At 58.7% G+C, this 26,713-nt stretch carries 24 protein-coding genes; 15 read left to right on the top strand and 9 right to left on the bottom strand.

What is annotated here, in order from left to right:
- Window positions 1–65: 65 nt before the first annotated feature.
- The 5 genes from CR155_RS03110 to CR155_RS03090 all read left to right on the top strand — a co-directional run bounded on the left by CR155_RS03110 (window position 66) and on the right by CR155_RS03090 (window position 4,516).
- Window positions 66–872, top strand: coding sequence for a transporter substrate-binding domain-containing protein (locus CR155_RS03110; RefSeq protein WP_199171661.1), 807 nt, complete (start codon window positions 66–68; stop codon window positions 870–872).
- 18 nt (window positions 873–890) lie between these two features.
- Window positions 891–1,685 (top strand): amino acid ABC transporter ATP-binding protein, encoded by a 795-nt coding sequence (locus CR155_RS03105; protein ID WP_102068539.1) that lies wholly within the window; start codon window positions 891–893, stop codon window positions 1,683–1,685.
- Between the two features lie 86 nt (window positions 1,686–1,771).
- Window positions 1,772–2,545: a sugar phosphate isomerase/epimerase family protein gene (locus tag CR155_RS03100; RefSeq protein WP_102068538.1), complete on the top strand. Its 774-nt coding sequence runs from the start codon at window positions 1,772–1,774 to the stop codon at window positions 2,543–2,545.
- Window positions 2,542–3,501: a sugar kinase gene (locus CR155_RS03095; protein WP_102068537.1), complete on the top strand. Its 960-nt coding sequence runs from the start codon at window positions 2,542–2,544 to the stop codon at window positions 3,499–3,501. The genes CR155_RS03100 and CR155_RS03095 overlap by 4 nt, the downstream gene beginning before the upstream one ends.
- 37 nt (window positions 3,502–3,538) lie before the next feature.
- Window positions 3,539–4,516: a 2-hydroxyacid dehydrogenase gene (locus CR155_RS03090; RefSeq protein ID WP_102068536.1), complete on the top strand. Its 978-nt coding sequence runs from the start codon at window positions 3,539–3,541 to the stop codon at window positions 4,514–4,516.
- 16 nt (window positions 4,517–4,532) lie between these two features.
- Here CR155_RS03090 and eda read toward each other — a convergent pair whose 3' ends face one another.
- Together eda and CR155_RS03080 are read right to left on the bottom strand one after the other, a co-directional pair.
- Window positions 4,533–5,159 carry a bifunctional 4-hydroxy-2-oxoglutarate aldolase/2-dehydro-3-deoxy-phosphogluconate aldolase gene (gene eda / locus CR155_RS03085; RefSeq protein ID WP_102068535.1) on the bottom strand — a complete coding sequence of 209 codons (627 nt, stop codon included), beginning with the start codon at window positions 5,157–5,159 and terminating at the stop codon, window positions 4,533–4,535.
- A 203-nt stretch (window positions 5,160–5,362) separates the two neighbouring features.
- Window positions 5,363–6,268 (bottom strand): LysR family transcriptional regulator, encoded by a 906-nt coding sequence (locus tag CR155_RS03080; protein ID WP_102068534.1) that lies wholly within the window; start codon window positions 6,266–6,268, stop codon window positions 5,363–5,365.
- Window positions 6,269–6,373: 105 nt separating this feature from the next.
- Between CR155_RS03080 and CR155_RS03075 the strand changes: the two genes are divergently transcribed.
- Both CR155_RS03075 and CR155_RS03070 read left to right on the top strand, forming a co-directional pair.
- Window positions 6,374–7,363, top strand: coding sequence for a Bug family tripartite tricarboxylate transporter substrate binding protein (locus CR155_RS03075; RefSeq protein WP_102068533.1), 990 nt, complete (start codon window positions 6,374–6,376; stop codon window positions 7,361–7,363).
- Between the two features lie 9 nt (window positions 7,364–7,372).
- Window positions 7,373–8,317 carry a M14 family metallopeptidase gene (locus CR155_RS03070; protein ID WP_102068532.1) on the top strand — a complete coding sequence of 315 codons (945 nt, stop codon included), beginning with the start codon at window positions 7,373–7,375 and terminating at the stop codon, window positions 8,315–8,317.
- Here the strand turns inward: CR155_RS03070 and CR155_RS03065 are convergent.
- On the bottom strand, window positions 8,311–8,688 hold the full coding sequence (locus tag CR155_RS03065; protein WP_102068531.1) for a DUF423 domain-containing protein: 378 nt from the start codon (window positions 8,686–8,688) through the stop codon (window positions 8,311–8,313). The two genes, CR155_RS03070 and CR155_RS03065, sit on opposite strands and share 7 nt — an antisense overlap.
- 58 nt (window positions 8,689–8,746) lie before the next feature.
- Window positions 8,747–9,901, bottom strand: a complete 1,155-nt coding sequence (locus CR155_RS03060) for an acyl-CoA dehydrogenase family protein (protein ID WP_102068530.1) — start codon at window positions 9,899–9,901, stop codon at window positions 8,747–8,749.
- A 170-nt stretch (window positions 9,902–10,071) separates the two neighbouring features.
- Here CR155_RS03060 and CR155_RS03055 point away from each other — a divergent pair, with 170 nt between their 5' ends.
- The 8 genes from CR155_RS03055 to CR155_RS03020 all read left to right on the top strand — a co-directional run bounded on the left by CR155_RS03055 (window position 10,072) and on the right by CR155_RS03020 (window position 20,475).
- Window positions 10,072–11,076: a magnesium and cobalt transport protein CorA gene (locus tag CR155_RS03055; RefSeq protein ID WP_102068529.1), complete on the top strand. Its 1,005-nt coding sequence runs from the start codon at window positions 10,072–10,074 to the stop codon at window positions 11,074–11,076.
- A 25-nt stretch (window positions 11,077–11,101) separates the two neighbouring features.
- The gene (locus CR155_RS03050; protein ID WP_102068528.1) at window positions 11,102–12,742 is read left to right on the top strand and encodes an isovaleryl-CoA dehydrogenase; all 1,641 of its coding nucleotides are present in this window, start codon (window positions 11,102–11,104) and stop codon (window positions 12,740–12,742) included.
- 143 nt (window positions 12,743–12,885) lie between these two features.
- Window positions 12,886–13,509: a thermonuclease family protein gene (locus CR155_RS03045; RefSeq protein WP_233213863.1), complete on the top strand. Its 624-nt coding sequence runs from the start codon at window positions 12,886–12,888 to the stop codon at window positions 13,507–13,509.
- Entirely contained in the window at window positions 13,503–15,725 is a 2,223-nt protein-coding gene (locus CR155_RS03040) for an ABC transporter substrate-binding protein (RefSeq protein WP_102068527.1), read from the top strand. Before CR155_RS03045 ends, CR155_RS03040 begins: the two co-directional genes overlap by 7 nt.
- Window positions 15,722–16,699: an ABC transporter permease gene (locus CR155_RS03035; protein WP_102068526.1), complete on the top strand. Its 978-nt coding sequence runs from the start codon at window positions 15,722–15,724 to the stop codon at window positions 16,697–16,699. The genes CR155_RS03040 and CR155_RS03035 overlap by 4 nt, the downstream gene beginning before the upstream one ends.
- A gap of 4 nt (window positions 16,700–16,703) precedes the next feature.
- Complete coding sequence (locus CR155_RS03030) at window positions 16,704–18,158, top strand: ABC transporter permease (protein WP_102068525.1); 1,455 nt, start codon at window positions 16,704–16,706, stop codon at window positions 18,156–18,158.
- Window positions 18,155–19,897, top strand: coding sequence for an ABC transporter ATP-binding protein (locus CR155_RS03025; protein ID WP_102068524.1), 1,743 nt, complete (start codon window positions 18,155–18,157; stop codon window positions 19,895–19,897). The genes CR155_RS03030 and CR155_RS03025 overlap by 4 nt, the downstream gene beginning before the upstream one ends.
- An 89-nt stretch (window positions 19,898–19,986) precedes the next feature.
- Window positions 19,987–20,475, top strand: coding sequence for a DUF1178 family protein (locus CR155_RS03020; protein ID WP_102068523.1), 489 nt, complete (start codon window positions 19,987–19,989; stop codon window positions 20,473–20,475).
- Between the two features lie 122 nt (window positions 20,476–20,597).
- Here CR155_RS03020 and efp read toward each other — a convergent pair whose 3' ends face one another.
- The 5 genes from efp to CR155_RS02995 all read right to left on the bottom strand — a co-directional run bounded on the left by efp (window position 20,598) and on the right by CR155_RS02995 (window position 26,695).
- The gene (efp, locus tag CR155_RS03015; RefSeq protein WP_102068522.1) at window positions 20,598–21,155 is read right to left on the bottom strand and encodes an elongation factor P; all 558 of its coding nucleotides are present in this window, start codon (window positions 21,153–21,155) and stop codon (window positions 20,598–20,600) included.
- An 81-nt stretch (window positions 21,156–21,236) separates the two neighbouring features.
- Window positions 21,237–22,352: an elongation factor P maturation arginine rhamnosyltransferase EarP gene (earP, locus tag CR155_RS03010; protein ID WP_102068521.1), complete on the bottom strand. Its 1,116-nt coding sequence runs from the start codon at window positions 22,350–22,352 to the stop codon at window positions 21,237–21,239.
- A complete protein-coding gene (locus CR155_RS03005) occupies window positions 22,353–23,561 on the bottom strand; it encodes a DUF2863 family protein (RefSeq protein ID WP_102068520.1) in 1,209 nt (402 codons plus the stop codon).
- Between the two features lie 132 nt (window positions 23,562–23,693).
- On the bottom strand, window positions 23,694–26,279 hold the full coding sequence (acnB, locus tag CR155_RS03000) for a bifunctional aconitate hydratase 2/2-methylisocitrate dehydratase (protein ID WP_102068519.1): 2,586 nt from the start codon (window positions 26,277–26,279) through the stop codon (window positions 23,694–23,696).
- A 140-nt stretch (window positions 26,280–26,419) separates the two neighbouring features.
- Window positions 26,420–26,695, bottom strand: coding sequence for a GNAT family N-acetyltransferase (locus tag CR155_RS02995; protein WP_102068518.1), 276 nt, complete (start codon window positions 26,693–26,695; stop codon window positions 26,420–26,422).
- Window positions 26,696–26,713 lie beyond the last annotated feature (18 nt).

Genomic DNA, 26,713 nt, shown 5'->3' with positions numbered 1-26,713 from the left:
CCGGGCGCGGCGGTAAATCCGCGCCCGTGCTTTTTTGACGTTTAGTTCAATCCTGGAGACATGAAATGTTCGTAATCAAGAAAATGCGCAACTTTATGGGTGCGACCTTGCTGGCCAGTTGTGCCGCCCTTGCGATGGGTGCCACCGCGGCGCAGTCCGAGACCATAGATCAGATCAAGGAGAAGGGCGTGCTTACTGTGGGCATGCTTGTCGACTTCCCGCCCTATGGCATCCTGAATACCGAAAACAAGCCCGACGGCTACGATGCCGATGTGGCGCGTCAATTGGCCAAAGACCTGGGCGTGAAGCTGAATCTGGTGCCTGTGACTGGCCCCAATCGCATCCCCTACCTGTTGACCAACAAGATCGACATGTTGATTGCATCGCTTGCGATCACCCCTGATCGCGCCAAGCAGGTGCAATTTTCGCATCCCTATTCGGCTGCACAGATCGTGGTGTTCGGTGGCAAAGAGAAAAAGATCGCCAAAGCCGAAGATTTGTCCGGCCTGCGTATTGGTGTGGCCCGCGCCAGCACCCAGGATATTGCCGTAAGCAAGATTGCGCCGAAGGACGCCAATATTCGCCGCTTCGACGATGATGCCTCAGCCATGCAGGCATTGCTGTCTGGCCAGGTGGACGCTATTGGCTGCTCGACGACCGTGGCCGGCCAGATCTCCCAGCGCGCTCCAGACCGTTTCGAGAATAAATTCGTATTGCTCCAACAGGAAATGGCAGTCGCAATGCGTCCAGGCGAAGCCAAGACGCTGGAAACCGTCAATGGACTGGTGGACAAAAACATCAAAAACGGCGAGTTCAGCAAGCTTTTTGAGAAATGGCTGGGTGCACCCCTGCCTGAACTGAAAGCGTCCTGATCAACCTGGCAATTCATTATGACTGACAGACAGACCACTATCGCGGTCGATGTGTCGAGTGGTCCCGCGCAACAGGGCGGGACCATTATCGAAATCGAAGCTCTCAACAAGTGGTACGACAAGTTCCATGCGCTTACCGATATTGACCTTACCGTTGCGGCCGGTGAGCGGATTGTCATCTGCGGGCCTTCGGGTTCGGGCAAATCGACGCTGATCCGCTGCATCAACGGTCTGGAAAAGATCCAGCAAGGCCGAATCGTGGTGGATGGTATCGACCTGACCGCCAATGTGCGCAATATCGATGCGATCCGCCAGGAAGTGGGCATGGTGTTTCAGCAGTTCAATCTGTTCCCGCACATGACGGTGCTGCAGAACTGCATGCTGGCACCCATGCGGTCGCGCGGCATCAGTGCTCAAGAAGCCGAGACCATGGCCATGAAGTACTTGACCCGGGTGCGAATTGCCGACCAGGCGCGCAAGTATCCCAGCCAGTTGTCCGGCGGCCAGCAACAGCGTGTGGCCATCGCCCGTGCCTTGTGCATGACGCCAAAGATCATGCTGTTCGACGAACCCACCTCGGCACTCGATCCAGAGATGGTCAAGGAGGTGCTCGATACCATGATCGGATTGGCCGAAGACGGCATGACGATGCTGTGCGTGACGCACGAGATGGGTTTCGCCCGCAGTGTGGCCGACCGGGTCATTTTCATGGCGGATGGCAAGATCATTGAACAGGCGCCGCCCGAGAAGTTCTTCAGCAGCCCGGAGAATGAGAAAACCCGCAGCTTCCTCGGTCAGATCCTGAACTCCTAGCTCTTAACAACGCCCGTATCGCTATTTGGGCGCGCCTGTCGCGTCCTCTCTTTGGCGAGCCCGGCATATGCGGCTCCTATGGAAACATGAATTTTTCCCGCCAGATTATTATTTCATTGACATCTTTTGGCGCGAGCGAAGTGCGGCGTCATGGGCAATGTTGGTTTGTCGAACTATGCCGCGCTGCGGGCGCCGACGGCGTCGAAATTCGCGGTGAGCTGCTTCAGGGCCATGCACAGGAACTGGACGAGCTTGCCGGGGTCGTGCGCCAGGCCGGTCTGTCCTGCGTCTATTCCTGTCCAGACATGCTGTGGGAGTCCTCGGGACTTTTGAACAGGCATGCGCTGGAACAAAGCCTGGCAAGCGCGGCCATCCTGAATGCACCGGTACTGAAGATGTCGATCGGCCACTTTGCGCGTGCCAGCTCCGACACACTTGGTGTGCTGAAGCAGATCCTGGCACGGCAGAACGTGCGCATGCTTGTCGAGAATGACCAGACAGCCGGCGCGGGCGCCCTGGACGCATTGCAGCGCTTTTTCGGAGCGGCCGATGCTTACGGACTGGACCTGGGCATGACCTTCGACATGGGCAATTGGCACTGGGTGGGCGAATGTCCCATGCAGGCGGCCGAGGTGTTTTCCAATCGCGTACGCTACATACATTGCAAAGGCGTGCAACGCCAGCCCCTGCGCTGGGCAGCAGTGCCGCTTGCCGAGTCCAGCGCGCCATGGCGGGCGATATTGCGGGCGCTGCCAGGCGATCCACCACGCGCCATTGAATACCCCCTGATCGGCGACGACTTGCTGACTGTGACGCGCGCTGCCATTGATGACTTGCGCAACCTGGAGAAAAGCTCGTGAGCGGCGAACTGGATGTTGTAACCTTTGGCGAAGCGATGATGATGCTGGTCGCGGACCAACCGGGGCCGCTGGAACACGCGAAGGCCTTTCATAAACGCACGGCCGGCGCCGAGACCAATGTTGCCATAGGCTTGGCTCGGCTGGGCCTGAAGGTCGGGTGGGCCAGTCGGCTGGGCGCCGACTCGATGGGTCGCTATCTGCTCGCCGAGATGCAGGGCGAGGGCATTGATTGTTCGCATGTGGTCAGCGATCCCACGCAGCGTACTGCCTTGCAGTTCAAGGGACGGGTTACCGACGGCAGCGATCCGCCGATCGAATACCATCGCAAGGGATCAGCCGCCAGTCGCATGCAGGTCAGCGATGTCGACGTATCGTGGCTGCGCAGCGCCCGGCACTTGCACAGCACCGGGGTCTTTGCGGCAATCTCGGAAAACTGCTTCGAGGTCCAGCGCAAGACGATGACCTTGATGCGCGAGGCCGGCAAGACCGTTTCCTTCGACCCGAATCTGCGACCCACACTCTGGCCGTCAATCCAGCGCATGTGCGAAGGCATCAATGAACTGGCCTTCCTGGCCGATTGGGTTTTCCCCGGCATTGAAGAAGGCCGGCTATTGACGGGACGGCAAACCCCTGAAGACATTGCCGGCTTCTACCGTCGGGGCGGCCCACGCAAGGGCGGCCCCAGCCTGGTCGTGATCAAGCTGGGTGCGGATGGCGCCTATTTCGAGAGCGCCAATGAGCAGGGTTACGTGCCCGGATTTCCCGTCGATACTGTGCTCGATACAGTGGGTGCGGGCGATGGCTTTGCGGTCGGGGTGATCAGTGCACTGCTGGCTGGACTGCCTTTGCGCAAAGCCGTCGAACGCGGCGCATGGATAGGAGCCCGGGCCGTGCAAGTGCTGGGCGATACCGAGGGCTTGCCGACTCGCGACGTGCTCGAGCAGGCCGGGCGCTAGCGTCCGGCAGCGCTCCGCAAACATTGGAACCCCGAACATGAGTCGTAGAAAGGTATTGGTTTACAGGCAATTGCCGCCGGATCAATTGGCCCGTATCGAGCAGGCGCATGATGTGGTGGTCGCCAATCCGCGCGTGGATGGCCAGAGGGATGCGTTCCTGAATGCCTTGCCCACTGTCGAGGGAATGATAGGTTCCAGCTACCCCATCGATGAGGAGGTGCTTAAGCAGGCTCCCCGCCTGAAAGTCATTTCCAGTATTTCGGTGGGCCTGGATAAATTTTCACTCCATGCTGTTGGTCGTCGCGGAATCATGTTGTGCCATACCCCGGGGGTGCTCACCGAGACAGTTGCCGACCTGCTGTTTGCCATGGTGCTGGCCACCAGCCGCCGTGTCGCCGAGCTGGCACGATATGTCCGCGATGGGCGATGGGATCGCAGCGTAGGGGAAGATCTCTATGGCTGGGATGTGCATGGCAAGACCATGGGCATCGTTGGCTATGGCCGCATCGGACAGGCGTTGGCCCATCGGGCGGCATTGGGGTTCAATATGCCGGTGCTCTACCACACGCGTACGCCGGTACCCAGCGGCTTACCCGAAGGTCGGGCATTGGCGGTCACCCTGCGCGACGTACTGATGGGGTCGGATTTCCTTGTACTGGTATTGCCGTTGACCGAGCAAACGCGCGGCCTGATCGGACCGCAGGAATTTGCCTTGATGAAGCCCGGCGCCATCCTGATCAACGGGGCACGCGGGCCTATCGTTCAGGAGGCCGCCTTATTGCATGCATTGCAACACGGGCCATTGCGGGCGGCCGGTCTGGACGTTTTCGATACGGAACCTTTGCCCGTCGATTCGCCATTGCGCACGCATCCCAAGGTGCTGGCGTTGCCGCATGTGGGTTCGGCCACGCATGAAACGCGCCAGGCCATGTGTGAAATGGCCACCACCAATCTGTTGCTTGCGTTGCAGGGCAAGCCGCCCCTGGCGGCCTATGCCCCCGTGCCGTCAATGTAGGCAGGGGGCGGCAGTGCTAGAGGTTGCGCAACAGGCAGGCCTGGCGGGCCAGCTCTGTGATGCCGGCCCAGTTTCTGGCGGAAACGGCCGCGTCCGGCGTGAGCCATGAGCCCCCCACGCATTTCACATTGGGCAGTCCCAGGTACTGAGCGGCGTTGGCGGCATTGATGCCGCCTGTGGGGCAGAACACGATATCGGGCAAGGGGCCATACAAGGCCTTCAATAGTGCCACGCCGCCGACGGCTTCGGCGGGAAACAGCTTCTGTACGATAAAGCCATGGTCGGCCGCGAACATGGATTCCGAAGGCGTGGCAATGCCGGGCAGGAAAGGAATACCCGCCTGACGCGCTGCCTGCGCGATATCGGACGTCAATCCTGGGCTTACCGCAAAACGTGCACCGGCCCTCACTGCGGCGTCGAGTTGCTGTGCGCTGCGCACCGTGCCTACGCCCACCAATGCTTCGGGCACCTCTTTCGCGATCAAGGAAATGGCTTGCAGTGCAGCCTCGGATCGCAAGGTTATTTCAAGGCTAAGCACACCGCCGGCCACCAGGGCGCGGGCCATGTCCACGGCAGTGTCCAGGTCTTTGATGACCATCACCGGCATTACCGGACTTTGTTCGAGCAGTTCAAGGGCATTCATGGATTTCTCATTCGTAATGGGGTAGTGTTCAGGCCTCGGCCCAGTCAGGGTGTTGAAAGATTGTGGCGCCCGATTCCGCTGCGCTGGGGGTATGTAGTAATACTACATGGTAGGCGAAAAACACCTATTAATCAATCAAGTATTGGTGTTTATTCCTGTAGTTAAGCTAAATGTTTCGTGGTCGCCGTGTGCCGGTCACCGTATCAGCCTATCGTCTTCTTCCAGGCCAGCTCGGCAGCGGTGGACAGCGGACTTTTCGGCCGGTACAGACGTATTTCGTAGGGGATTTCATCCGTCCGGTTCCCCAGGACGGAGAGCACCCCGGAATCGCAATCGTGCCTGACCGCGGACCATGGCAGCCACGCCATGCCCAGGTTTTTCTTAACCAGGCTGTATGCCACATCGACGGAATCGCAGTGCGCGACCTCTTGCAAATGATAGTTGCTGGAGTGCAGGTGGTCGTTGATGATGTGCTGCAAGGCCAGGCTCGAGAAATAGCTGATGTGGGGCAGGGGTGTGATTTCGTCTTCCAGCCTGTATGCCCCGTTGGCATCCCCCGTGTTCAGGCTTACCGGAATAAGCCTGTCCGCGCTGAGCCTGACATACTGGAAATCCTTGGTGCTGATGGGTACGGACAGGGCGCGGTGCTCATAACAGCACAGGAAGTCGACCTGGCCTTGCTTCAGCAGCGTGATCATGTCCTGAGTAATGCCGGTATGTATTTCGATGGGCACGGGGCAACCCATGTTGCGCTCCACCTGCCGGGCGAGTTCGCTCGCCCAGTCGGCAACGAGATAATGGGCGAGAGTTCGTCCCGTGGCGATGCGCAACTTCCGGTTTGCCTGGTTTTCAGGCTTGGCGATCTGCTGCTGCACAGTGTTGAGTCTTGCAATGACATGCTCCGCAACCACGAGCAGATCAAGCCCCGCTTCGGTCAGCGTAACGGGCATCTTCTTCCGGTTTATCAACGAGGTGCCGGCCCATTCCTCGAGTTCCTTGATGCGCCGGCTGAAGGCCGGGTGTGTCACGTGCCTGAGTTCGGCGGCCTTGGTGAAGCTTCCGGTTCTGGATAAGGCGATGAAGTCTTGCAGCAGTTTTGTTTCTGTCATTGGATTGCTTCGATTGGCACATCGTTGTGCCGTAATGGCACGGGGTCGCGTTCACTTCTTATTACCATAGATCACCACAATCAATAAACACAAGGAGCACGCGAAATGAACAAAAAAATAAGCGCAGTGGTGTATGCAGCATTGGGTTCGGGAATATTCGGTCTAGGAACTATTGCTTATGCCGACGAGGGCTATCCGGTTCAGAAAACCATCAACATTGTGGTGGGTTACCCGGCCGGCGGCAGCGTCGACCTGAACGGCCGTCTGCTGGCTGAAGCCTTAGAACAAAAGCTTGGTCGCACTGTGGTGGTGGAGAACCTTGGCGGCGCGGGCGGGGCGATCGGTGCACAGAAAGTTGTCAACCAGAAAGCCGATGGCTATTCCCTGCTGGTGGGTTCCGTCAACGAAATCATTATTGCCGGCCTCATCAATCCCAACGTCAAGTACGACGGAGTGACCGATTTACGCCCCATAGGATTCATCGGCTCCCAGCCCATGTTGCTCGCGGCATCAAAAACGACGGGCGTGGCGTCGGCAGACGACTTCCTCAAGATGGTCGAGACGGGCAAATCGCAAGATTTCAATTTTGGTTCGTCCGGTGTGGGCACCGCCTTGCATCTGGCCGGTGAAATGATCAACACAACAACCAAGGGCAGGGTGCAGCATGTGCCTTACAAAGGCGTCGCTCCGCTATTGACGGACATGGTCGGCGGTCAGTTGCAGTTCGGTATGTTTGTTTTGTCTTCAGGTCTTCCCCAGGTTTCGGCCGGCAAGATCGTGCCCATAGGCGTCACGTCCACCCATCGCGCTCCCACGGCACCCGAGATTCCGGCCTTATCAGAGAATCCCGGATTCAAGGGGGTGGACATCAATATCTGGTTCGGCTTGTTTGCCCCGAAAGATACGCCCGAACCGGTCATCAGGAAACTGCAGGCCACATTGGACGAGGTATTGAAGGATCCTGCATTCCAGGAAAAATATAAGCGCACCGGCGGGGTCGTCATGTCCGAGCAGCCCGACTTGGCGGCTTTTCTACCTGCTGAACGCGAGAAGTTCAAGAAAATGGTGGATAGTGCCGGAATTGGCGTGAAGTGAGACCTCACCATGATCTTCAAGATTGATACACCCGATTTGACAGAAGAACGCGTCGGCAATGCCGGCACGCCCGGCGTATGGCATTTTGATTCCGGTAAACCCGGGCCCAGCGTTCTCATTTCCGCACTGATACACGGGAATGAGCTGTGCGGGGCGTGGGTGCTGAAAGATATGCTGGCGGCCGGCTTGAGGCCTCGAAAAGGGAAGCTTACGCTGGCTTTCTGCAACCTTGCCGCGTTCGACCGCTTCGATCCGCTGGCCCACGACGCGTCGCGCTTTGCCGATGAAGACTTGAACCGCGTGTGGACAGAACAGAAGCTGGCAGAGCCCATCACCCGGGAACGGCAGCGGGCGCTCGAACTGCTGCCGTGGGTGAAACAAGCCGACCGCTTGCTGGACCTGCATTCCATGCATGAACCTTCGCCGCCATTGTGGGTTACGGGAATTCTGCAGCGAAATATCGACTTGGGCCTGCGTCTGGGCGTGCCCCGCCATCTCATCGTCGATGCCGGGCACAAAGATGGCACACGCATGCGCGACTACGGCCAGTTTGGCGATCCCGATGGCAAGGCGCTCGCCTTGCTGGTGGAGTGCGGGTTTCACGGCGACCCGTCTTCGCTACGCATTGCCAGGCAGGCCACTGCCCAGTTCCTGCTTGAATCCGCGGTCGTGCTACCCGATCAGCTGCCAGAGGAATGGCAGCAGCGGGATGGCCAGGACATTGCCCAGCAGGTTTTGCAGGTGACCCAGCCAGTCGTTGCAAAAACCACAAACCTGACGTTCAGCAGCGCTTGGCGGGGCATGGAATGTATCGAACGCGCAGGGACCACGATAGGCATGGACGATGGTGTACCCATTGTCACGCCCTATGACAATTGTGTGCTGGTCATGCCCTCGCTAAGGCAACTTGTGCCTGGGGTGACTGTGCTGCGTTTTGCCCGCCAGGTTCATTGAGGGGAGCGATACGCCGCCAATGCCACCATGCCCCATGCCGCGATGAATGCCAACCCGCCGACTGGGGTGACGGCCCCCAGCCATGTGACGCCAGTCAGCGCCAGTACGTAGAGACTTCCGCTGAAGATCACGACGCCGGCAACCATCAAAGCGCCGGCGACGCGCAGCAGTGCGGAGCCGAAACGCTGTCCCAGGCAGGCAAGCAGCAGCATGCCCAGGCCGTGGACCAGTTGGTACAGAACAGCCGTCTGCCAGACCGACAGGTAGTGGGCGCTGATGAGGGCCTTGAGCCCATGCGCCCCGAAGGCGCCTGCGCCGACGCCAGTGAGCAGCGTCAGCGCAGCCAGAATCAGCAGTCGGCGATCGGTCATCTTGGATGTCTCGATTCAAGTGGGTGGGGACGAAGCCAATGAGCGTCCCGCACGGTTGCTAGATGGCTGCGCCGCGGATCAGCCCGCGCGCAATAATGACCTGCTGGACTTGCGAGGTTCCCTCATACAATCGGAACAGCCGCACGTCGCGATAAAACCGTTCGACGGCATAGTCGCTGACATAGCCTGAACCACCATGTATCTGCACCGCACGGTCGGCAACACGTCCGCACATTTCGGTGGAGAAATACTTGGCGCACGATGCCTGTATGGACACGTCTTTGCCTTCATCGCGCTGGCGGGCGGCATCCAACACCATGCATTCGGCCGCATAAATTTCGGTCTTGGAGTCCGCCAGCATGCCCTGCACAAGCTGGAAATCGCTGATCGGATGGCCGAACTGCTTGCGGTTCATGGCAAAGTCCAGCGCATCGGTGAGCATGCGCTTGGCCGCGCCGATGGCCACGGCGGCAATATGCAGACGTCCTTTATCCAGCACCTTCATGGCCGTCTTGAATCCGACGCCTTCCCGATTGCCGATTAAATTGGCGGCCGGCACCTTGCAATCGGTGAAGATGACGTCGCAGGTATGGGCCCCTTTCTGGCCCATCTTCTTGTCGATCTTGCCCAACGAGAGCCCTGGCGTTCCCGCCTCGACGATGAACGCCGAAATGCCCCCTGCGCCTTTGATACTGGTATCGGTGCGCGCCATGACCGTAAAAATGCCGGCTTCGGGCGCATTGGTGATGAAGCGTTTGGTTCCATTCAATATATAGTGGTCGCCATCGCGTACTGCCGTGGTCCTGAGCGACGCGGCATCGGAGCCGGCCTCGGGTTCGGTCAGCGCGAAAGAGCCGATCAACTCGCCACTGGCCAGGCGTGGCAAATAGGCCTGCTTCTGTTCCTCGGTCCCATCCAGGTAGATTCCCATCGCGCCGATTCCGTTGTTCGTGCCGATGAGCGAGCGAAATGCCGGTGAAGTCTGGCCCAATTCGAAAGCAATACGCACTTCCTCTTCCATGGTTACGCCCAGGCCGCCGTATTCTTCCGGAAGCGACAGGCCAAAAAGACCTATTTCTTTCATCTGGGTGACGACATCGGCCGGTATCTGGTCGGTCTCGGCAACTTCCTCTTCACGGGGAATCAATACTTCCTTGATGAAGCGGCGCACGCCTTCTTCAAGCAAGGCCTGGGTTTCGGGATCTCGGATCATGATAAGTCCAGTAATTCTTGGCTGACGATATAAAACAATACTTTAACAGCGTGGACGGATTCTAGCCGTCGGTCGCCCTGGACGTTCACCCGGCGGACACGTCCAGGATGATATGATCAATTCAACGTTTTCTCTATTTGCTCAATGGGTCAGTGAAGGAAATTTCCGGTATGGTCATTGATAGTGCAGACGCGCTTCCGGTAAATCAAGCGGTGGTCGCGTCGATCCTGTATCGGCCTGGTCTTGATCCACTGCAGGTGGGCCTGGACCAGGCGGCAGACTACGCCTCATCGCAGAGTGGTTTGTTATGGATAGGTCTCAAAGAGCCTCCTATGGTTCTGCTCGAGCAACTGGGCGCGGATCTCGGTTTTTCGCGTAAAGCCATCGAAGAGATCACAGCTCCGCACCGGCGGCCCAAAGTCGTCGAGTATGAGCAATTGACCCTGGTCGTCGCGATCACGGTCGAGGTGGACAACCTGCGGCCCAACTTCGGAGAAACCCAGATCCTGATCGGCAAGGGCTTCCTGGTCACCATAAGGCGGGGGGCCATGGCCACTCATCAGGAGTTGCGCGATCAGCTCGAAAACTCGCCCGAATTCCTTGGCCGTGGCGCCGACTACGTGGCATCGGCTTTGCTCGATCTGCTCGTGGACCGCTACATTATTGCCCTGACCAAGCTCGAGAGCGTTGTCGAAGGCGTGGAGCAACAGTTCCTGCTGCGCGGATATCGCGAAACGGACGTGCGCCGCCTGTATCGCCAGCGTCGCGACCTGCTTCGCATCCACACGGTGATTGCGCCGATGGCAGAAATCTGCCGGCGCTTGTCGCGGGTGGAAACGCGCAATATCGACGCGGACAGTCGCGCTTATTTCAGCGAAGTGGCCGACCGAGTATTGCGCGCCAACGAATTCATCAACAGTCTGCGCGAAGCATTGGCCTTCGCATTCGAAGCCAGCCTCATGATAGGGCAGTCGCAGCAAACCGATACAACGAAAAGGCTGGCTGCGTGGGCGGCCATTCTGGCGGTGCCCACGGCCGTGGCGGGAATCTATGGCATGAACTTCAAGCATATGCCCGAGCTCGACTGGGCCTATGGCTATCCCGCGGTCATGGGCCTTACCTTCGCGGCATGCGCCGTGCTGTACTGGAAATTCAGAAAGTCGAACTGGTTGTAAATCGCCGCGGTGATATGGGGGCGCCATGAGCACTACGACACATGAAGTGACTAACCAGGTCCCCGACCTGGTTGACTGCAATCTTTACGGCAGCGACATCGCCCTGCGTGAAGGCGTCCGACGGGAAGGCGCACAGTGGCACGACGCGGCCTTGGCGCGCTATGGTGCGCAGCTTGGCGGAAAAGACATCATTGCGCTGGCGCACGAAGTCAATCGTTGCAAGCCGGAACTCGAGGCCTACGATCGCCAGGGCCATCGTGTTGATGGGATTCGCTTTCATCCCGGCTGGCATCAATTCATGCGCATGGCGTTCCAGCAGGGGATGCATTGCAGTGCCTGGTCAGCACCGCAAGTGGGTGGCCACGTGGCGCGGGCTGCCGCCTTTCTCATGCATGGCCAGATTGAGGCGGGGTCCTTATGCCCCACGACCATGACGTCAGCCGCAATCCCGGTTCTCCAGCAGGAAACCTGGTTCGATTCCATTGCCGGCCGGCTATATTCCCGTGACTACGACGAGCGCGATTTGCCTTTGTCCGAAAAGCGCGCAATGATGATCGGCATGGGTATGACCGAAAAGCAGGGCGGCTCCGACTTGCGCAGCAATACGACAGAGGCTTTCCCCGTCGATGGCGGCGGCCGTGGTGGCGCATATCGCTTGATCGGGCACAAGTGGTTCTTTTCTTCTCCGACATCAGATGCGCATTTGGTATTGGCGCGGCATGACGATGTTTTTTCATGCTTTTACGTGCCTCGCTGGCTCGAGGACGGCGCAAGGAACACAGTGCACTTCCAGCGGATCAAGAACAAAATGGGCAACAGTTCGAACGCCAGCGTCGAGGTCGAATTCAACGAGGCCAGGGGCGTGATGGTTGGCGAAGCCGGCCGGGGCATTGCGACGCTCGTGGAGATGGCCTCTTATACCCGGCTTGATTGCGTGCTCGGAAGCACGGCGCTGCTGCGCCAGGCGGTTGTCCAGGCGCTACATCATGCGCGGCATCGCTTGGCCTTCGGCCGGCCCTTGATCCAGCATGCGGTGATGCAAAGCGTGCTAATGGACCTTGCGTTGGAAAGCGAGGCGGCCACCGCCTTGTCGCTGCGTCTCGCGCGGGCGTTCGACTCACCCGATCATCTCCTTGATCACGCCTACAGGCGCATCCTGACGCCGGCCGCCAAGTTCTGGATATGCAAGCGAGGCATCGAGGCGGCGGGTGAGTGTATGGAGGTGTGGGGCGGCAACGGGTACATCGAAGATGGACCCATGCCGCGTTTGTTTCGTGAAGCGCCGGTCAATTCCATTTGGGAAGGGTCGGGCAACGTGATGTGCCTGGATGTGCTGCGCGGCCTGAAGCGGCATCCTGACCAGGCACAGGCCTTGATGAAGTCGATACAGGACGATTGCGCCGACGAGCCGTTTCTGAAGGATCGGTCGCAGGCCCTGATCGCCGTATTGTCGTCACCGGAACCCACGCTTGAGGCAGCGGCGCGTTATGTCGCGCAAGAATTGGTGTTGTTGACGCAGGCCAATCTGCTGCGGCGGCATGCGCCATCGGTACTCGCGGATGCCTTTGTCCAAAGCCGCTTTGGCGGCACAGGTGGACGGGTCTACGGTGTGACCGCGACGCCCTTTGCCCTGCATGGTGTGCTCGAAAGAGCATGGCCGGAATGAGTGCCCGGGCAAGGATGGCAATGGCGTCTAGGGATTAACCGTCTGTTGCGCCTGTCGGCAAGCCCATATAATCGCAGAGCCCGTCCTTGCAATGGTCGCCGGCATCGACACTGTATTTTTCCGGGGACCCAGTGAATAGAGTCTTGAATAGATCAACGAACAAGCTGCTTGCCGGCCTGACGGCCAGGCCGTGGGCCCGGTTGCTGTTGGCAGTCGTGATGCTGGGCACGGCCGGACTGGGCACGTACACCGCCTTGGCGCCAGACACGGGCGCCCAGGCTCCCACCGGCTATTCGACGACTGACGCGGCCTACACCATGGTCGGTCGCGTGGTGCAGGTGGCCGATGGCGATACCTTCACCCTGGTCGTGAAGGGTCAACACCAACGGGTTCGCATGGCCAGTATCGACGCTCCTGAGATCGGCAATCCCGATAGGCCGGGACAGATGCATGGGCAGGCCTCAAGAAAAGCGCTGACAGCGCTGATTTCCGGCAAGACCATCACCCTGCGCTGCTATGAACGCGATCGCTACGACCGGAATGTTTGCGATGTACCGCTGCCGGGCGGCGATACCGCCAATCGCAGGCAAGTGGCCGCCGGCATGGCATGGGCCAATATGGAAGGCCGCGGAAAGTTCATGCGAGACCCGGAACTCCCTGCCCTTGAGCAGCAGGCCAGGCGTGCCGGCGAGGGTATCTGGCAGCAACCCAGGCCGGTCAGTCCGTGGGTCTGGCGTTATCAGTGCTGGCGGCAACGTCAATGCTAGGCCGGCCCATGCTTCGCATGCTCGTGCTCCTTGCCGCGACCTTGGTGGCGGCGTGCACTGCAGCGCCGGTCAATAGCCCCTATGCCCAAGGAGAAACAGACCAGAACGTCCTCTACACGGCCTTCTCGCAGCGTTCGCCAAAATACCTGGATCCGGCTCGCTCCTATTCGGCGGACGAAACGCCGTTCACCTATTCCATCTATGAACCTTTGTATGGCTACGATTATCTGGCGCGGCCTTACAAGCTGGTGCCCAAGACGGCGCTGGCGATACAGTGGCCCGTTTACTTTGATGCTGCCGGCCGGCAGTTGCCCGACGACGCTCCCGGTGAGCAGGTCGCGCTCAGTGTCTACGATATCCAGATCAAACCCGGTATCAAATACCAGCCGCATCCTGCCTTGGCTCGCGATGCCTCGGGCAATTTCCAATACTGGCCGCTGGAAGAAGGTGAACTCGAAGGTAAATTCGGCATAGACGATTTCCCGCAGACTGGGTCGCGGGAACTGCTGGCGGCCGACTATGTCTATGCGTTCCGCCGGCTGGCAAGCCCGCGTGTTGCCTCGCCAATTTATGGCGTCATGGCCGAGCATGTTGTTGGCTTGCGCGACTACGGTGAGCTACTGAAGAAAACAGACCAAGCGCAATCTGCTTCAATGGCATTTGCACATCGCCCCTGGCTGGACTTGCGCGAGACCTCATTTGACGGGGTGCAGGCCCTGGATACTCATACCTTGCGCATCAAGGTAAAGGGCAAGTATCCGCAATTCAAATATTGGCTGGCCATGACATTTACCGCGCCGGTTCCGTGGGAAGTCGATCGTTTCTATGCGCAGGCCGGCATGGACCAGCACGACTTGTCGCTCAACACCTGGCCTGTCGGTACCGGGCCTTACATGCTTACCGAGTCCATTCCGAACCGCCGACATGTGCTGTCCCGCAATCCGCATTTCCGTGGCGAGCCCTATCCTTGCCAGGGCGAACCGGCCGATGCGGCGGCAGGCCTTCTCGCCGACTGCGGAAAGCTCACCCCCTTTGTCGACAAGGTGGTCTTTTCCCTGGAAAAAGAAAGTGTGCCGCTCATGGGTAAATTCATGCAGGGTTATTACGACATTCCGCAAATCGACCGCGGCGACTATGGCGTCGCCTTGCGTGTTGCGGCAGGAGACTCCGCTGAAAAGGCATCCCTGTACCGTGACCATGGCATACAGTTGCGCAGTTCAACTGAGGCTCAGGTGTATTACCTGGGCTTCAACTGGCGCGACCCGGTGGTCGGGCAGGGCGATACGCCCGAGCAGCAGGAAAAGAACCGCAAGCTTCGCCAGGCAATAGGCATTGCATTCAACTGGGAGCAGTTCGTTTCCATTTTTCAGAACGATGAGGCCCAGGTGGCCTATGGTCCGGTGCCACCCGGTATCCTCGGTTACCAGGGGTTTCCGCAAGGCATCAATAAGCAAATCTATACCCTGGAAAATGGGCGTGCGCTGCGGCGTCCGTTGGACGATGCCCGGCAACTCCTGAAAGAGGCGGGGTATCCCGATGGCCGCGAGGCGGGCACCGGCCGCCCTCTGATACTGCATTTCGATTCCGCCGGAGGCATGGGATCCAGCGCGATGCTGGACTGGATGCGACGTCAGCTTGCCTCCATCAATATTCAGCTGGAGGTCCGCGCCACTGATTACAACCGTTTCCAGGACAAGATGCGCAATGGTAGCGCGCAAATGTTCATGTGGGGGTGGGTAGCCGATTACCCCGATGCCGAGAATTTTCTTTTCCTGCTTTATGGCCCGAACGCGAAGGCCCAGGGCGGAGGCGAGAATGCATCCAACTATCAGAACCCCGAATTCGATCGTCTCTTCGAGCAAATGCGGTTTCTCGACGACGGTCCGGATAAGGAAGTGCTGGTGCACAAAATGGTCGACCTGGTCCAGCGCGATGCACCCTGGCTGTTCGGTTACTTCCCCAAGTCGGGTGGCGCCTACCAGGCATGGGTGGGAAACGCCAAGCCTACACAGATGGTGCGCAACACCTTGCAGTTCTACCGCATCGATCCCGCGCTGCGCGCCGAAAAAATAAAAGAATGGAATCAGCCCGTCTGGTGGCCCTTTTGGCTGTTGGGTGGTCTGATTACCGTGGGCGGGTTCCTGGCCTGGCGAACGGCACGTAACCGGGACCGCGCCACGGCCCTGGGGCGCCACAATACAACGAGGCAAGCATGACACGCTATGTAATACGACGCCTTCTGTACGGAGTCCTCATTCTGATCGGTGTGAATATTCTTACTTTCGTGCTGTTTTTTGCGGTCAACACGCCCGATGACATGGCACGTTTATCAATAGGCGGCCAGCGCGTCAGCCAGACCGCGATCGAAAAATGGAAAGCCGAGCGAGGCTACGACAAACCTTTGTTTTTCAACGACCAGGCGGCTGGAGCGGAACAATGGACCGACACCATTTTCTTCGACCGTTCGGTGCCGCTATTGCGTTTCGATTTTGGCTTTTCCGATGAAGGCCGGGATATCAGTCATGAAATCGGCCAGCGCATGGGTCCAAGCCTGGCGCTGGCCCTGCCCACTTTTTTCCTTGGGCTTTTCGCCTGCATATCATTCGCCTTGCTGCTTGTATTCTTCAAAGGCACGCCGCTGGACTTCGCCGGCGTAGTGTTGTGCGTCGTATTGCTGTCGATTTCCGGCTTGTTCTACATCATTGCGGGCCAATGGATCTTTGCCAAGGTACTGCGTTGGGTGCCATATTCCGGCTACGTGGACGGCTGGGGCGGTGTGCGTTTCCTTGTCCTGCCGGTGCTGGTTGCCGTGGTGTCGCGCCTGGGTGCAGAATCCCGCTTTTATCGCACCCTGTTTCTGGAGGAAGCCGGCAAAGACTACGTACGCACCGCGCGGGCCAAGGGCATGTCTGAACGAATAGTCCTATTCCGCCATGTGCTCCGCAATGCGATGCTGCCCATACTCACGGGCACTGTCTCGGCCATACCGCTGCTCTTCATGGGCAGCCTGATATCCGAATCGTTTTTCGGTATCCCCGGCTTAGGCAGCTACACCATAGATGCCATCAATGCTCAAGACTTCTCCATTGTGCGCGCCATGGTTTTCCTGGGTGCGTCCCTGTATATCGTCGGACTGATACTGGCAGATATTTCCTACACCCTGGCTGACCCCCGGGTCCGGTTCGAGTAGCACCATGCCTAAATTCGTCTTCCTCTGGACCGATATCTTTGTGTTTTGCATGGTTTTTGCCGTGCTGTTCTATGCGTTGCGCGTGCGCCGCAGCGCCTCCTTGCGGTCGGCATGGCGCAGTGTGGCTCGCACGCCATCGGCCATGTGCGCCGCGGTCGTGCTTTCAGGCTTTGTTTTGGTCGGCGTCCTCGATTCCGTGCACTATCGGCCTTTGTTGCCGGCTGTCAGTACCGTGGCGGCTGGCGCGGATGCGGCGCCGATCTATTCCCCCAGGCTGCGTTCGGCGCTGGACGATCTGCTATCGCTCACACAGCTGACCCAGCGCGAGAACACCTATTCCGCGCCCTTGGCAGTACGCCAGTTCACCAAAGAAACCGTCGTAGATAACGGCCAGGCTACGCGCGAATATCCTCGCCTGAAGCATGCCGGCCAGTCCTTGCGGCACGAGGACGACAGGCTGCAGGACATCTACAGGCGTTTGTCATGGGGCGTTGCCAGCGGGCTGGGTGCATCACTGGTGGCGGCCCTGTTGCTGACGCTCGTTCATGTGCGCCGCGCAGCCAGTTTCGGTCGCGCCTGGCAACTATGGTGGCGCGGCGAATCGGGTGTGCCCTGGCGTCCCATGTGGATCACATTTTCGATAGGGCTGCTGCTCGCCACCCTCGCCCTGAGCCTGGGCGGCGATTATCATGTAATGGGTACCGACCGCACGGGCAACGATGTGCTGTGGCAATGCCTGAAAAGCATACGCACCGCGCTGGTGATAGGCACGTTGACCACGGTGGCCATGCTGCCTCCGGCGCTGATATTCGGCATTGCGGCGGGCTATTTCAAGGGGCGTGTCGACGACGTCATTCAGTACATTTACACGACGCTCACCTCAATTCCAGGCGTATTGCTCATTGCGGCCTGCGTGTTGATGATGCAGGTGTATATCGATAACAATCCTGGCTTGTTCGATACGGTCGCAGCCCGGGCCGACCTGCGGCTTTTCCTGCTTTGCCTGATCCTGGGCCTGACCGGCTGGGCGGGGCTGTGCCGTTTGCTGCGCGCTGAAACCCTTAAGCTGCGTGAACTCGAATATGTACAGGCGGCCCGTGCTTTCGGTGTGGGCCATTGGCGCATCATGCGGCGCCACTTGCTTCCCAATCTCATGCATATTGTGCTCATCACCATGGTGCTCGAATTTTCCGGCCTGGTTCTTTACGAGGCGATTCTGTCTTACCTGGGCATAGGCGTCGACCCCAGCACGCCATCGTTCGGCACCATGATAGACATGTCCCGCCTGGAAATGTCACGCGACCCGATGATCTGGTGGAACCTGCTGGGCGCCTTTGTCTTTCTGCTGGCATTGGTCTTGTCGGCCAACATTTTCGCCGATGCGATCCAGGATGCCTTCGATCCCCGCACACGCCACTACAAGCCGAAACGCTACGCCCTCAAGGACGCTACGCCATGAACGAAATCGTCCGGCAGTCGACGCCCCCGCGTGCCGGCGCAGGCAATGCAGTAGTCTCCATTCGTGACTTGTCGGTGCAAATTTCAAGCGATGCGGGCGTGCAGGACGCCGTCAAGTCCCTGGCCCTGACGATAGCGCGTGGCGAAACCTTCGCGCTGGTCGGCGAGTCCGGCTGTGGCAAAAGCATGACGGCGTTAGCCTTGTTGCGCCTGTTGCCCGAGGCAGGCCGCATCGTGTCCGGCGAGATCCGCCTGGGAGACGTGGAACTCACAGGCCTGGCTGAACAAGGCATGCGCAGCGTGCGGGGCGGGCAGGTCGGTATCATATTCCAGGAGCCGTCCACCAGCCTGAATCCCGTCATGACCATAGGACAACAGTTGGGCGAGACTCTGCGTGCACATAGTTCATACCGCGGCAAAGCGCTGCAGCGACGTGCCGCCTGGTGGCTGGTACGGGTCGGAATACCGGATGCCGATAAGCGCCTGCACGACTATCCTTTTCAGTTTTCGGGCGGTCAGAAGCAGCGCATCATGATTGCGATTGCGCTGGCCGCTGAACCGCGTCTGCTCATTGCCGATGAACCCACCACCGCATTGGATGTCACAGTACAGGCGCAAATTCTTGATCTGCTGGCTGATATCCAGAAAGAAATGGGCTTGGCCATCATGCTCATTACCCACGATTTGGCCGTGGTCAAGAACGTGGCCGATCATGTCGCTTTGATGCGCGGCGGCCGTATCGTCGAGACGGTGGATGCGGAGTCCTTTTTCTCGGCGCCCAGGCATCCCTATGCCCGTGAATTGCTGGCGGCCATCCCGACGTTCGCCAAGCGCGGCAAACCTTTATCGGCTCCACAGGTTGCGGTGCCGGAAACCACCGCGTTATCCACGCAGATTCGCGGCGTTCCTGTGGCTGTCGCAGCCCGTCGCATGCGGCATGCTGCTGATGTCCCGGTGTTGGCGGTAAAGAATCTCTCGGTATCGTATTCCGCAAGGGGAAGTTTCTGGAGACCTGCCGAACCGGTGAATATCGTCGAAGATGTGTCGTTCGATCTGCACGCGGGTGAAACGCTGGCTTTGCTGGGCGAGTCCGGTTGTGGCAAGACAACCACCGCCAAGGCGCTGTTGCGTCTATTGGATAAGCAAGCCGTGGTCGCCGGCCAGGCCAGCCTTCAAGGCGAAGATCTTCTTTCAGCGCGGGGCGCAAGCCTGCGTGAGTTACGCCAGGCCATACAGATCGTGTTCCAGGACCCTTACGCCTCGCTTGATCCGCGCATGCTGGTCGGTGAAATCCTGGATGAGGGCATTGCCGCCTTGCGCCCGGACCGATCCAGGACCGACCGTAACGCCCAGATCAGCAGCTTGCTTGACCGTGTAGGGCTGCCTGTAAACACGGCACAGCGTTACCCGCATGAATTTTCCGGCGGACAGCGCCAGCGTATTGCCATCGCCCGCGCGCTGGCGGTGGAACCTGCCGTGCTGATATGCGACGAACCCACGTCGGCGCTCGATGTGTCGGTGCAAGCGCAAATACTCGATCTCTTGCAAGCCCTGCAGGAGGAGTTCAGTATTGCCTATTTGTTCATCACGCACAATTTCGGGGTGGTGGAATATCTGTCCGACCGCATTGCCATCATGCATCAGGGAAAGATCGTCGAGGCGGGCGCGACCGAGTCCGTTCTTTCCTCGCCGCGGCATAGTGAAACCCGCCGGCTGCTCGCTGCCGTTCCCCGCCTGTAATCCTGAGTCTCTATAATGGCCTCGTAGCGTTGCGCATGCACGGCGGGTCCTCGCCTTGTATTTGGCGCAGCCGCCCACATATTGGTCTTATGTCACTAAAAGTATTTGATCTTCAATGCGACCAGGGCCATGTATTCGAAGGCTGGTTCGGTTCTATCGACAGCTACGAGTCCCAGCAGTCGCGGGGCTTGTTAAGCTGCCCTATCTGTAGCAGTGCGCGCGTTTCCAAGAAGCTATCGGCGCCGCGCCTGAACCTTGGTCATGCAAAAGCGCCGGAGGCCGCCACGGGCACGTCCCACGCGCCTGCTGCCGGGTCTGGTTTCGCAGTGGCCGCGCCTGCAGCGGCCCAGATGGCCCAGTTGCAGGCCGAGGTCATGCGCCATATCCGCCAGATGCTGCGAAATACCGAAGATGTCGGCGTACGGTTTGCCGAGGAAGCCCGTCGCATGCATGAAGGCGAGGCTCAAGAGCGTGCCATCCGCGGAACAGCCACCAGGGAGGAACGGCGCGAATTGGCCGAAGAGGGAATTACGGTCATGCCCATACCGGACTTTCTGGACGATGACCGCCTGCAATGACCTCGTAGCGCCCAGTCAATAAATAAAGCACCATTCGCAAGAATGGTGCTTTTGGGCTGCGCCCATGGGGGGCGCAGTCTGCAATCGATATTCTGCCGGAAAAATGGGCAGGGTATCGAATATTACATGACGCGGCTACGGTATTCGTTAGTGCGTGTGTCAATTTCGATCTTGTCGCCGATGTTGCAGAACAGCGGCACGTTGATTGTCATGTCGGTGTTCGTCTTGGCGGGTTTCAGCACTTTGCCGGACGTGTCGCCTTTGACGGCAGGTTCGGTGTAAATGATCTCGCGTACGACGATGGTGGGAAGTTCGACGGAAATGGCGCGACCATCGTAGAACACGACCTGTACCTTCATGCCTTCTTCGAGGTAGTTCAGGGCGTCGCCCATGCTTTCGGACTCGACTTCGTGCTGATTGTATTCTTCGTCCATGAAGACGTACATGGGGTCAGCATAGTACGAATAAGTACATTCTTTGTTCTCGAGTTGAACGACCTCGAACTTTTCGTCGGCCTTGGAAACGGACTCGCTGCCCGATCCGGTGAGCAAGTTTTTGAACTTGAGCTTGACCACGGCCGAGTTGCGGCCCGACTTGTTATATTCGGTTTTCTGTACTACCAGTGCGTCGTTACCTACTTTTACGACGTTTCCAACGCGCAATTCTTGTGCGGTTTTCATATATTCCAAAGACTCCGGGGGTTTGATTGCTCCGCCAGATGCCACTGCCGGGCCGGAGCATGACTTACTAAACCTTAGATTTTAACCTGATCGCTGCTTTTGCGTGCAAAAGTCGACAAGACAGTAGGCCAAATCGGTATATTCGGCGAGTTTTTCTGTGAATTCTTTGCAACTGTCCTGCCATTGTTTCCAACTTCGTGGTTCCAGCGCTGCAGTTATTTCCGTAGAAACCGCCAGTTCGTCGCCCAGATTCCACTGCCGCATGAGTGCCTGGACTCCCGCCGGATAGCCCGACAGATCAAGCCAGGCCTGAAGCTTGATCATGTGGGCGCCGGCCTCCTGGGCGTATATCTGCCAGACAAAGGGTTTGCCGGCCCATAGCGCGCGCACCAGCGAATCCTCGCCCCGGACGAAGTTCAAATCGCTGCTCCAAAGCAATAAGTCGAAGTTTGTTTGATCTACGAACGGTACCTGGTGTATGTGCACGTATCTGTTTTGATGTCCAGCAAGAGACGGGTAGACTCCCTGGGGTATGAGCAGCAACGTCGGATGCTCCTCGCGTATCAGGCCGTCAACCAGGGCCTTCGCGGGCGCATCGGGATAGCAGAACAGAAAGACAAGGCGCGCGCCTTGTTCGATGCGACGGAGTTGTTCGTCCGGCACATTCACCGATTTCAGGAAGTCCACGCGTTGCTGCGGATCCGCCAGCCATTGATCTCGTGCAGCCAGCAGGCCCGGCTCACGCAGCAGGCCGCCTGTATTTGGCGTGAAGCCGGGAAAGAAAAAATATTTGCGCAGACCGTTGGGTTGCAGGGATGGCAACCCATGAAAGGACTCTACCCAGTTTTCGGCGCTCAGATATTCCAGGTTGATCCACAAGCTGCCCTGTTCCGACATGGCGTCGATAAAGGAGCGTGGGGGGTCACAGGCGAAGGCTTCGATGACCACCGCATGCGGTTGCACGATGGGAGAATGCCCCGTCCAGTGAACAATATCTACATCGTATATACGTTGTGATACGTCCCATGTGCGTAGCTGCGGCGCAATGCGCGAAAAGCTATGCAGGTCATCCACCCAAAGTCGGACAGCATGCCGGTGGGGAGGTTGCGCCAGTTGCCTGGCGAGGCGCCAGCACACTCCGATGTCGCCCAGGTTGTCGACGACACGGCAGAATATGTCGAAGCTAAGTACGCCCATTCAATGAAAGTGAACAGGCGCCATGTCGGTTTCTTCGGGAAGTTCGGGATGCATCATTTCGCCTTGCGCATTGGGAAAATACGGCGCCCCGCAATCGTCGCAGAATTCGGCGGGATGGACTCCAGGCAGACGGCGGACGTCACCCACGCCTTGTTCCTTGAGCAACGCCGCGATCTCATCGGGTATGTCGATGACTTCCTCTTCCGCGTCGCTGGCGACGGCTTCTTCCTTGCTGAGCACCGGCCAGATGCATCCGTAAATGACCTCGTTGCTTTGTCGGGTGCTGAAGCCCACCCGGTACTCCTCAATACTGGTGGTGCCGCAACCTGTGATGACGGCGCGCAGGTCTTCTCCGGGAAGATGAGCCGCGGTTTGCAGCCACGTCACGGCGGCTTTCAGCGCGAGGGGTCGTATGCGGCGGTCGGCTTCACGACTGTTCATGTAATACGCGTCAGGTTGCAGGAACTCCATATGACAGCCAGTGAACATGGGCGTGAAGACTTCCCCGCTGGCTTGCTCCCAGGCTTCCTGGCATGCCTGGCGCAAGGCAATGGCGTCGTCTTGTGGCGTTTGCCACCGGAATACCGCCTGTCCCTTCGGGACGACGATGACACCGACGACGAAGCGCGCATCGGCCAGCATGCCTTCAGGCTCGGCCGGCTTGTTGATGATGCAGGGCTCGGTGGATATGCCCAGCGCCAACTGAGCCAGGCGCTGCGTCCATGCATGCGTTTCCTGGAACGATTGCGGCATCTGGTCGAAATTCACAAACGCCGGTATGAGCGCCATTTTGGCGCCATCGGCGACGATATGGTCCTGCAGGTGCCGGGCCAGGGCTTTGCTTTGCGCAGCGGACAGATCGCCCTCGGGCAGCTGGTAGCGGGTCCAGGCAACGATGGGCGCCGAGAACAACAGGGCGTCGTATTCGGTTGCCTGGTGCACGATGGTAATGGATTCGGACAGCGTCTCGGCTTGCTCGACAAGGATCTCGTATGCGTTCAAGTCGCTGGCCAGCAAATGTTCAAGAACGCTTTCGATTGTCTTGTTTTTCTTGCTCGACAGCAGCTTGTTCAGTTGCGCGGCAATCAGGTTTTCCCAATAGATATCTTCCAGGCGGCTGCCTGATCGTGCAAGGGCAACTGTCAGGATGACAAGGCGTTGCGCGTCGCGAGTCAAACGTGAGGGGGGGGCGGCAGGCATACGGGGCATAAGACAGTACAAGTTGGTTAAGGGACTAGTGTAACGCTCTCCATGCCTTTGTGGGACGGGCGGCCAGGCGATAAAAAACTCCCGGGGCCAGGCCCCGGGAGTTTTATTCATCCGAGCAATGCTGCGGCTGGACTAGACGCTGACCGAATCGGCGATTTCCTTGAAATCTTCAATCTGGTCGAAGTTCATGTAGCGATAGATCTCGGCGCCGTTTTCGCTGAGCACGCCCATGTCGGCCATGTACTCTTCCCTGGTCGGGATACGACCCAGCCGCGAGCAAATGGCAGCCAGTTCGGCCGATCCGAGGAAGACAAAAGAGTTTTTGCCCAGGCGGTTCGGAAAGTTGCGTGTGCTGGTCGACATCACAGTTGCGCCTTCACGCACCTGCGCCTGATTGCCCATGCACAGCGAGCAGCCGGGCATTTCCATGCGCGCGCCGGCGCTGCCCAGGACCCCGTAGTGTCCTTCTTCGGTAAGTTGCTTCTGGTCCATTTTGGTAGGCGGAGCAACCCACAGCTTGGTCGGCATATCGCGTCTGCCTTCCAGCAATTTGGATGCGGCACGGAAGTGGCCGATGTTGGTCATGCAGCTGCCGATGAAGACTTCATCGATGACCGTGCCCGAGACATCGGACAATGTCTTTACGTCGTCGGGGTCGTTGGGGCAGGCAACGATGGGTTCGTGCACATCGGCAAGATCGATGTCGATGACGGCGGCATATTCGGCGTCGGCATCGGGTGCCAGCAACTGTGGATCATCCAGCCATGCCTGCATGGCCTTGATGCGGCGGCCCAGCGTGCGCTCGTCCTCATAGCCATTGGCGATCATCCATTTCAGCAGCGTGATGTTGCTGTTGATGTACTCGATGATAGGCTCTTTGCTGAGGTGCACGGTGCAGCCTGCAGCCGAGCGTTCTGCCGAGGCGTCCGACAGTTCGAATGCCTGTTCCACCTTGAGGTTGGGCAAGCCTTCGATTTCCAGGATGCGACCGGAGAATATGTTTTTCTTGCCCTTGGTTTCGATGGTCAGCAAGCCCTGTTTGATGGCATACAGCGGGATGGCGTTTACCAGGTCGCGTAGTGTGACACCGGGCTGCAGCGTGCCCTTGAAGCGAACCAGGACCGATTCGGGCATATCCAGAGGCATGACGCCGGTGGCGGCCGCAAATGCCACCAGGCCGGACCCGGCGGGGAAGCTGATGCCGATAGGAAAGCGGGTGTGCGAATCGCCGCCAGTACCCACGGTGTCAGGCAAAAGCATACGGTTCAACCACGAGTGGATGATGCCATCTCCGGGGCGCAACGAAATGCCGCCGCGCGTGCTGATGAAGGCGGGCAGTTCGTGATGGGTTTTCACGTCTACGGGTTTAGGGTAGGCGGCGGTATGGCAGAACGACTGCATGACCAGGTCGGCCGAGAAGCCCAGGCAGGCCAGGTCTTTCAACTCGTCGCGCGTCATGGGACCGGTGGTGTCCTGGCTACCCACCGACGTCATCTTCGGTTCGCAATACGTGCCCGGACGCATGCCGCGGCCTTCAGGCAATCCGCAAGCACGGCCCACCATCTTCTGAGCCAGGGTGTAACCCTTGCCGGTATCGGCGGGAACCTGGGGCAGGCGGAACAGGGTGGATACGGGCAAGCCGAGTGCTTCGCGCGCCTTGGCGGTCAGACCACGGCCGATGATCAGTGGGATACGGCCTCCGGCCCTGGCTTCGTCGAACAACACATCGGACTTGACCTTGAATTCGGCAATGACTATGCCGTTTTTCAGCGCAAGCCCATCGTAGGGGCGCAGCTCGATGACGTCGCCCATATTCATCTGGGACACGTCGAGTTCGATCGGCAGGGCGCCTGCGTCTTCCATGGTGTTGTAGAAAATCGGTGCTATCTTGCCGCCCAGGCAAACACCCCCAAAGCGTTTGTTGGGTACGAATGGGATGTCTTGGCCGGTGTGCCACAGCACCGAATTGGTGGCCGATTTGCGTGATGAGCCAGTACCGACCACGTCGCCGACGTAAGCAATAAGGTTGCCCTTCTGCTTGAGGCTTTCGATGAACTTGATGGGCCCGATTTTACCGGGCTGCTCGGGCTCGATGCCGGGGCGCGGGTTCTTGAGCATGGCCAGGGCATGCAGCGGGATGTCCGGGCGGCTCCATGCATCTGGGGCTGGAGACAAGTCATCGGTATTGGTTTCACCCGTTACCTTGAACACCGTCAGCGTAAGGCTTTCCGGAACTTCGGGACGGCTGGTGAACCATTCGGCATCGGCCCAGCTTTGAAGGATGGCGCGGGCATATATGTTGCCCCTGTCTGCTTTTTCTTTGACGTCGTGAAAGGCATCGAAGACCAGCAGGGTCTTTTTCAAGCTTTCTGCCGCAATGCCGGCAAGCGCTTCATTGTCGAGCAGGTCAACCAAGGGGCTGATGTTGTAGCCACCCAGCATGGTGCCCAGCAATTCAGTGGCATGCTTTGCGTCGATGAGGGGACAGGTTTCCTTGCCCAGGGTAATGGCAGCCAGATACGACGCCTTTACCTTGGCAGCATCGTCCACGCCCGCGGGAACACGGTGCGTGAAGAGGTCGACCAGGAACGCTTCTTCGCCGGCAGGCGGATTCTTGAGCAGCTCGATCAGGTCGGCGGTTTGCTGTGGAGTAAGGGGAAGAGGAGGGATGCCTGACGCGGCGCGTTCGGCAACATGTTGGCGATATGAATCCAGCATTATGCATGCCCTTTTATTCGATGATGAATGAAATAGTGCTTCCCCTCAATTGTAGAAGGAAGGGCGGCAGGAAGCAATTGTCTTATATCTTATATAAGACATAAGAGCTACATTTGTGGCGGCGGCGCCAAAATCTTGGTTCAGACTGCGAGGTCGGCGTATTCAGGGTGTCGTTTAATGTAGGCGGCGGCATAGGAACACTGCGGGCGCACTGTCCATCCATTCTCGCGGGCGGTGTCGAGGGCGTATTTCGTGAGGTCGGCGGCAATGCCCCGGCCTCCCACGGCTTCAGGTACACCGGTATGGGTGATGACCATGACGCCATCTTGCAGTTGGTAATCCAGAACACTGAGGATGCCGTCCTCGGCCCATTCAAAGCGTTGCAGGTTGGTGTTGTTTTCGATACTGCGGCTCATTGCGGCTCCTGGATAAAG

The sequence above is a fragment of the Pollutimonas nitritireducens genome, assembly GCF_002849615.1.
Classification (GTDB): domain Bacteria; phylum Pseudomonadota; class Gammaproteobacteria; order Burkholderiales; family Burkholderiaceae_B; genus Pollutimonas; species Pollutimonas nitritireducens.
Note: the sequence above shows the minus strand (reverse complement) of the source record. Positions and strands in the feature narration are given on the sequence as shown.

Excerpts from the sequence above, each read along its gene's own strand:
- CR155_RS03110 (WP_199171661.1), top strand. The coding sequence starts at position 66 with ATGTTCGTAATCAAGAAAATGCGCAACTTTATGGGTGCGACCTTGCTG.
- CR155_RS03105 (WP_102068539.1), top strand. The coding sequence starts at position 891 with ATGACTGACAGACAGACCACTATCGCGGTCGATGTGTCGAGTGGTCCC.
- CR155_RS03100 (WP_102068538.1), top strand. The coding sequence starts at position 1,772 with ATGAATTTTTCCCGCCAGATTATTATTTCATTGACATCTTTTGGCGCG.
- CR155_RS03090 (WP_102068536.1), top strand. The coding sequence starts at position 3,539 with ATGAGTCGTAGAAAGGTATTGGTTTACAGGCAATTGCCGCCGGATCAA.
- eda (WP_102068535.1), bottom strand. The coding sequence starts at position 5,159 with ATGAATGCCCTTGAACTGCTCGAACAAAGTCCGGTAATGCCGGTGATG.
- CR155_RS03080 (WP_102068534.1), bottom strand. The coding sequence starts at position 6,268 with ATGACAGAAACAAAACTGCTGCAAGACTTCATCGCCTTATCCAGAACC.
- CR155_RS03075 (WP_102068533.1), top strand. The coding sequence starts at position 6,374 with ATGAACAAAAAAATAAGCGCAGTGGTGTATGCAGCATTGGGTTCGGGA.
- CR155_RS03070 (WP_102068532.1), top strand. The coding sequence starts at position 7,373 with ATGATCTTCAAGATTGATACACCCGATTTGACAGAAGAACGCGTCGGC.
- CR155_RS03065 (WP_102068531.1), bottom strand. The coding sequence starts at position 8,688 with ATGACCGATCGCCGACTGCTGATTCTGGCTGCGCTGACGCTGCTCACT.
- CR155_RS03060 (WP_102068530.1), bottom strand. The coding sequence starts at position 9,901 with ATGATCCGAGATCCCGAAACCCAGGCCTTGCTTGAAGAAGGCGTGCGC.
- CR155_RS03055 (WP_102068529.1), top strand. The coding sequence starts at position 10,072 with ATGGTCATTGATAGTGCAGACGCGCTTCCGGTAAATCAAGCGGTGGTC.
- CR155_RS03050 (WP_102068528.1), top strand. The coding sequence starts at position 11,102 with ATGAGCACTACGACACATGAAGTGACTAACCAGGTCCCCGACCTGGTT.
- CR155_RS03040 (WP_102068527.1), top strand. The coding sequence starts at position 13,503 with ATGCTAGGCCGGCCCATGCTTCGCATGCTCGTGCTCCTTGCCGCGACC.
- CR155_RS03035 (WP_102068526.1), top strand. The coding sequence starts at position 15,722 with ATGACACGCTATGTAATACGACGCCTTCTGTACGGAGTCCTCATTCTG.
- CR155_RS03030 (WP_102068525.1), top strand. The coding sequence starts at position 16,704 with ATGCCTAAATTCGTCTTCCTCTGGACCGATATCTTTGTGTTTTGCATG.
- CR155_RS03025 (WP_102068524.1), top strand. The coding sequence starts at position 18,155 with ATGAACGAAATCGTCCGGCAGTCGACGCCCCCGCGTGCCGGCGCAGGC.
- CR155_RS03020 (WP_102068523.1), top strand. The coding sequence starts at position 19,987 with ATGTCACTAAAAGTATTTGATCTTCAATGCGACCAGGGCCATGTATTC.
- efp (WP_102068522.1), bottom strand. The coding sequence starts at position 21,155 with ATGAAAACCGCACAAGAATTGCGCGTTGGAAACGTCGTAAAAGTAGGT.
- earP (WP_102068521.1), bottom strand. The coding sequence starts at position 22,352 with ATGGGCGTACTTAGCTTCGACATATTCTGCCGTGTCGTCGACAACCTG.
- CR155_RS03005 (WP_102068520.1), bottom strand. The coding sequence starts at position 23,561 with ATGCCCCGTATGCCTGCCGCCCCCCCCTCACGTTTGACTCGCGACGCG.
- acnB (WP_102068519.1), bottom strand. The coding sequence starts at position 26,279 with ATGCTGGATTCATATCGCCAACATGTTGCCGAACGCGCCGCGTCAGGC.
- CR155_RS02995 (WP_102068518.1), bottom strand. The coding sequence starts at position 26,695 with ATGAGCCGCAGTATCGAAAACAACACCAACCTGCAACGCTTTGAATGG.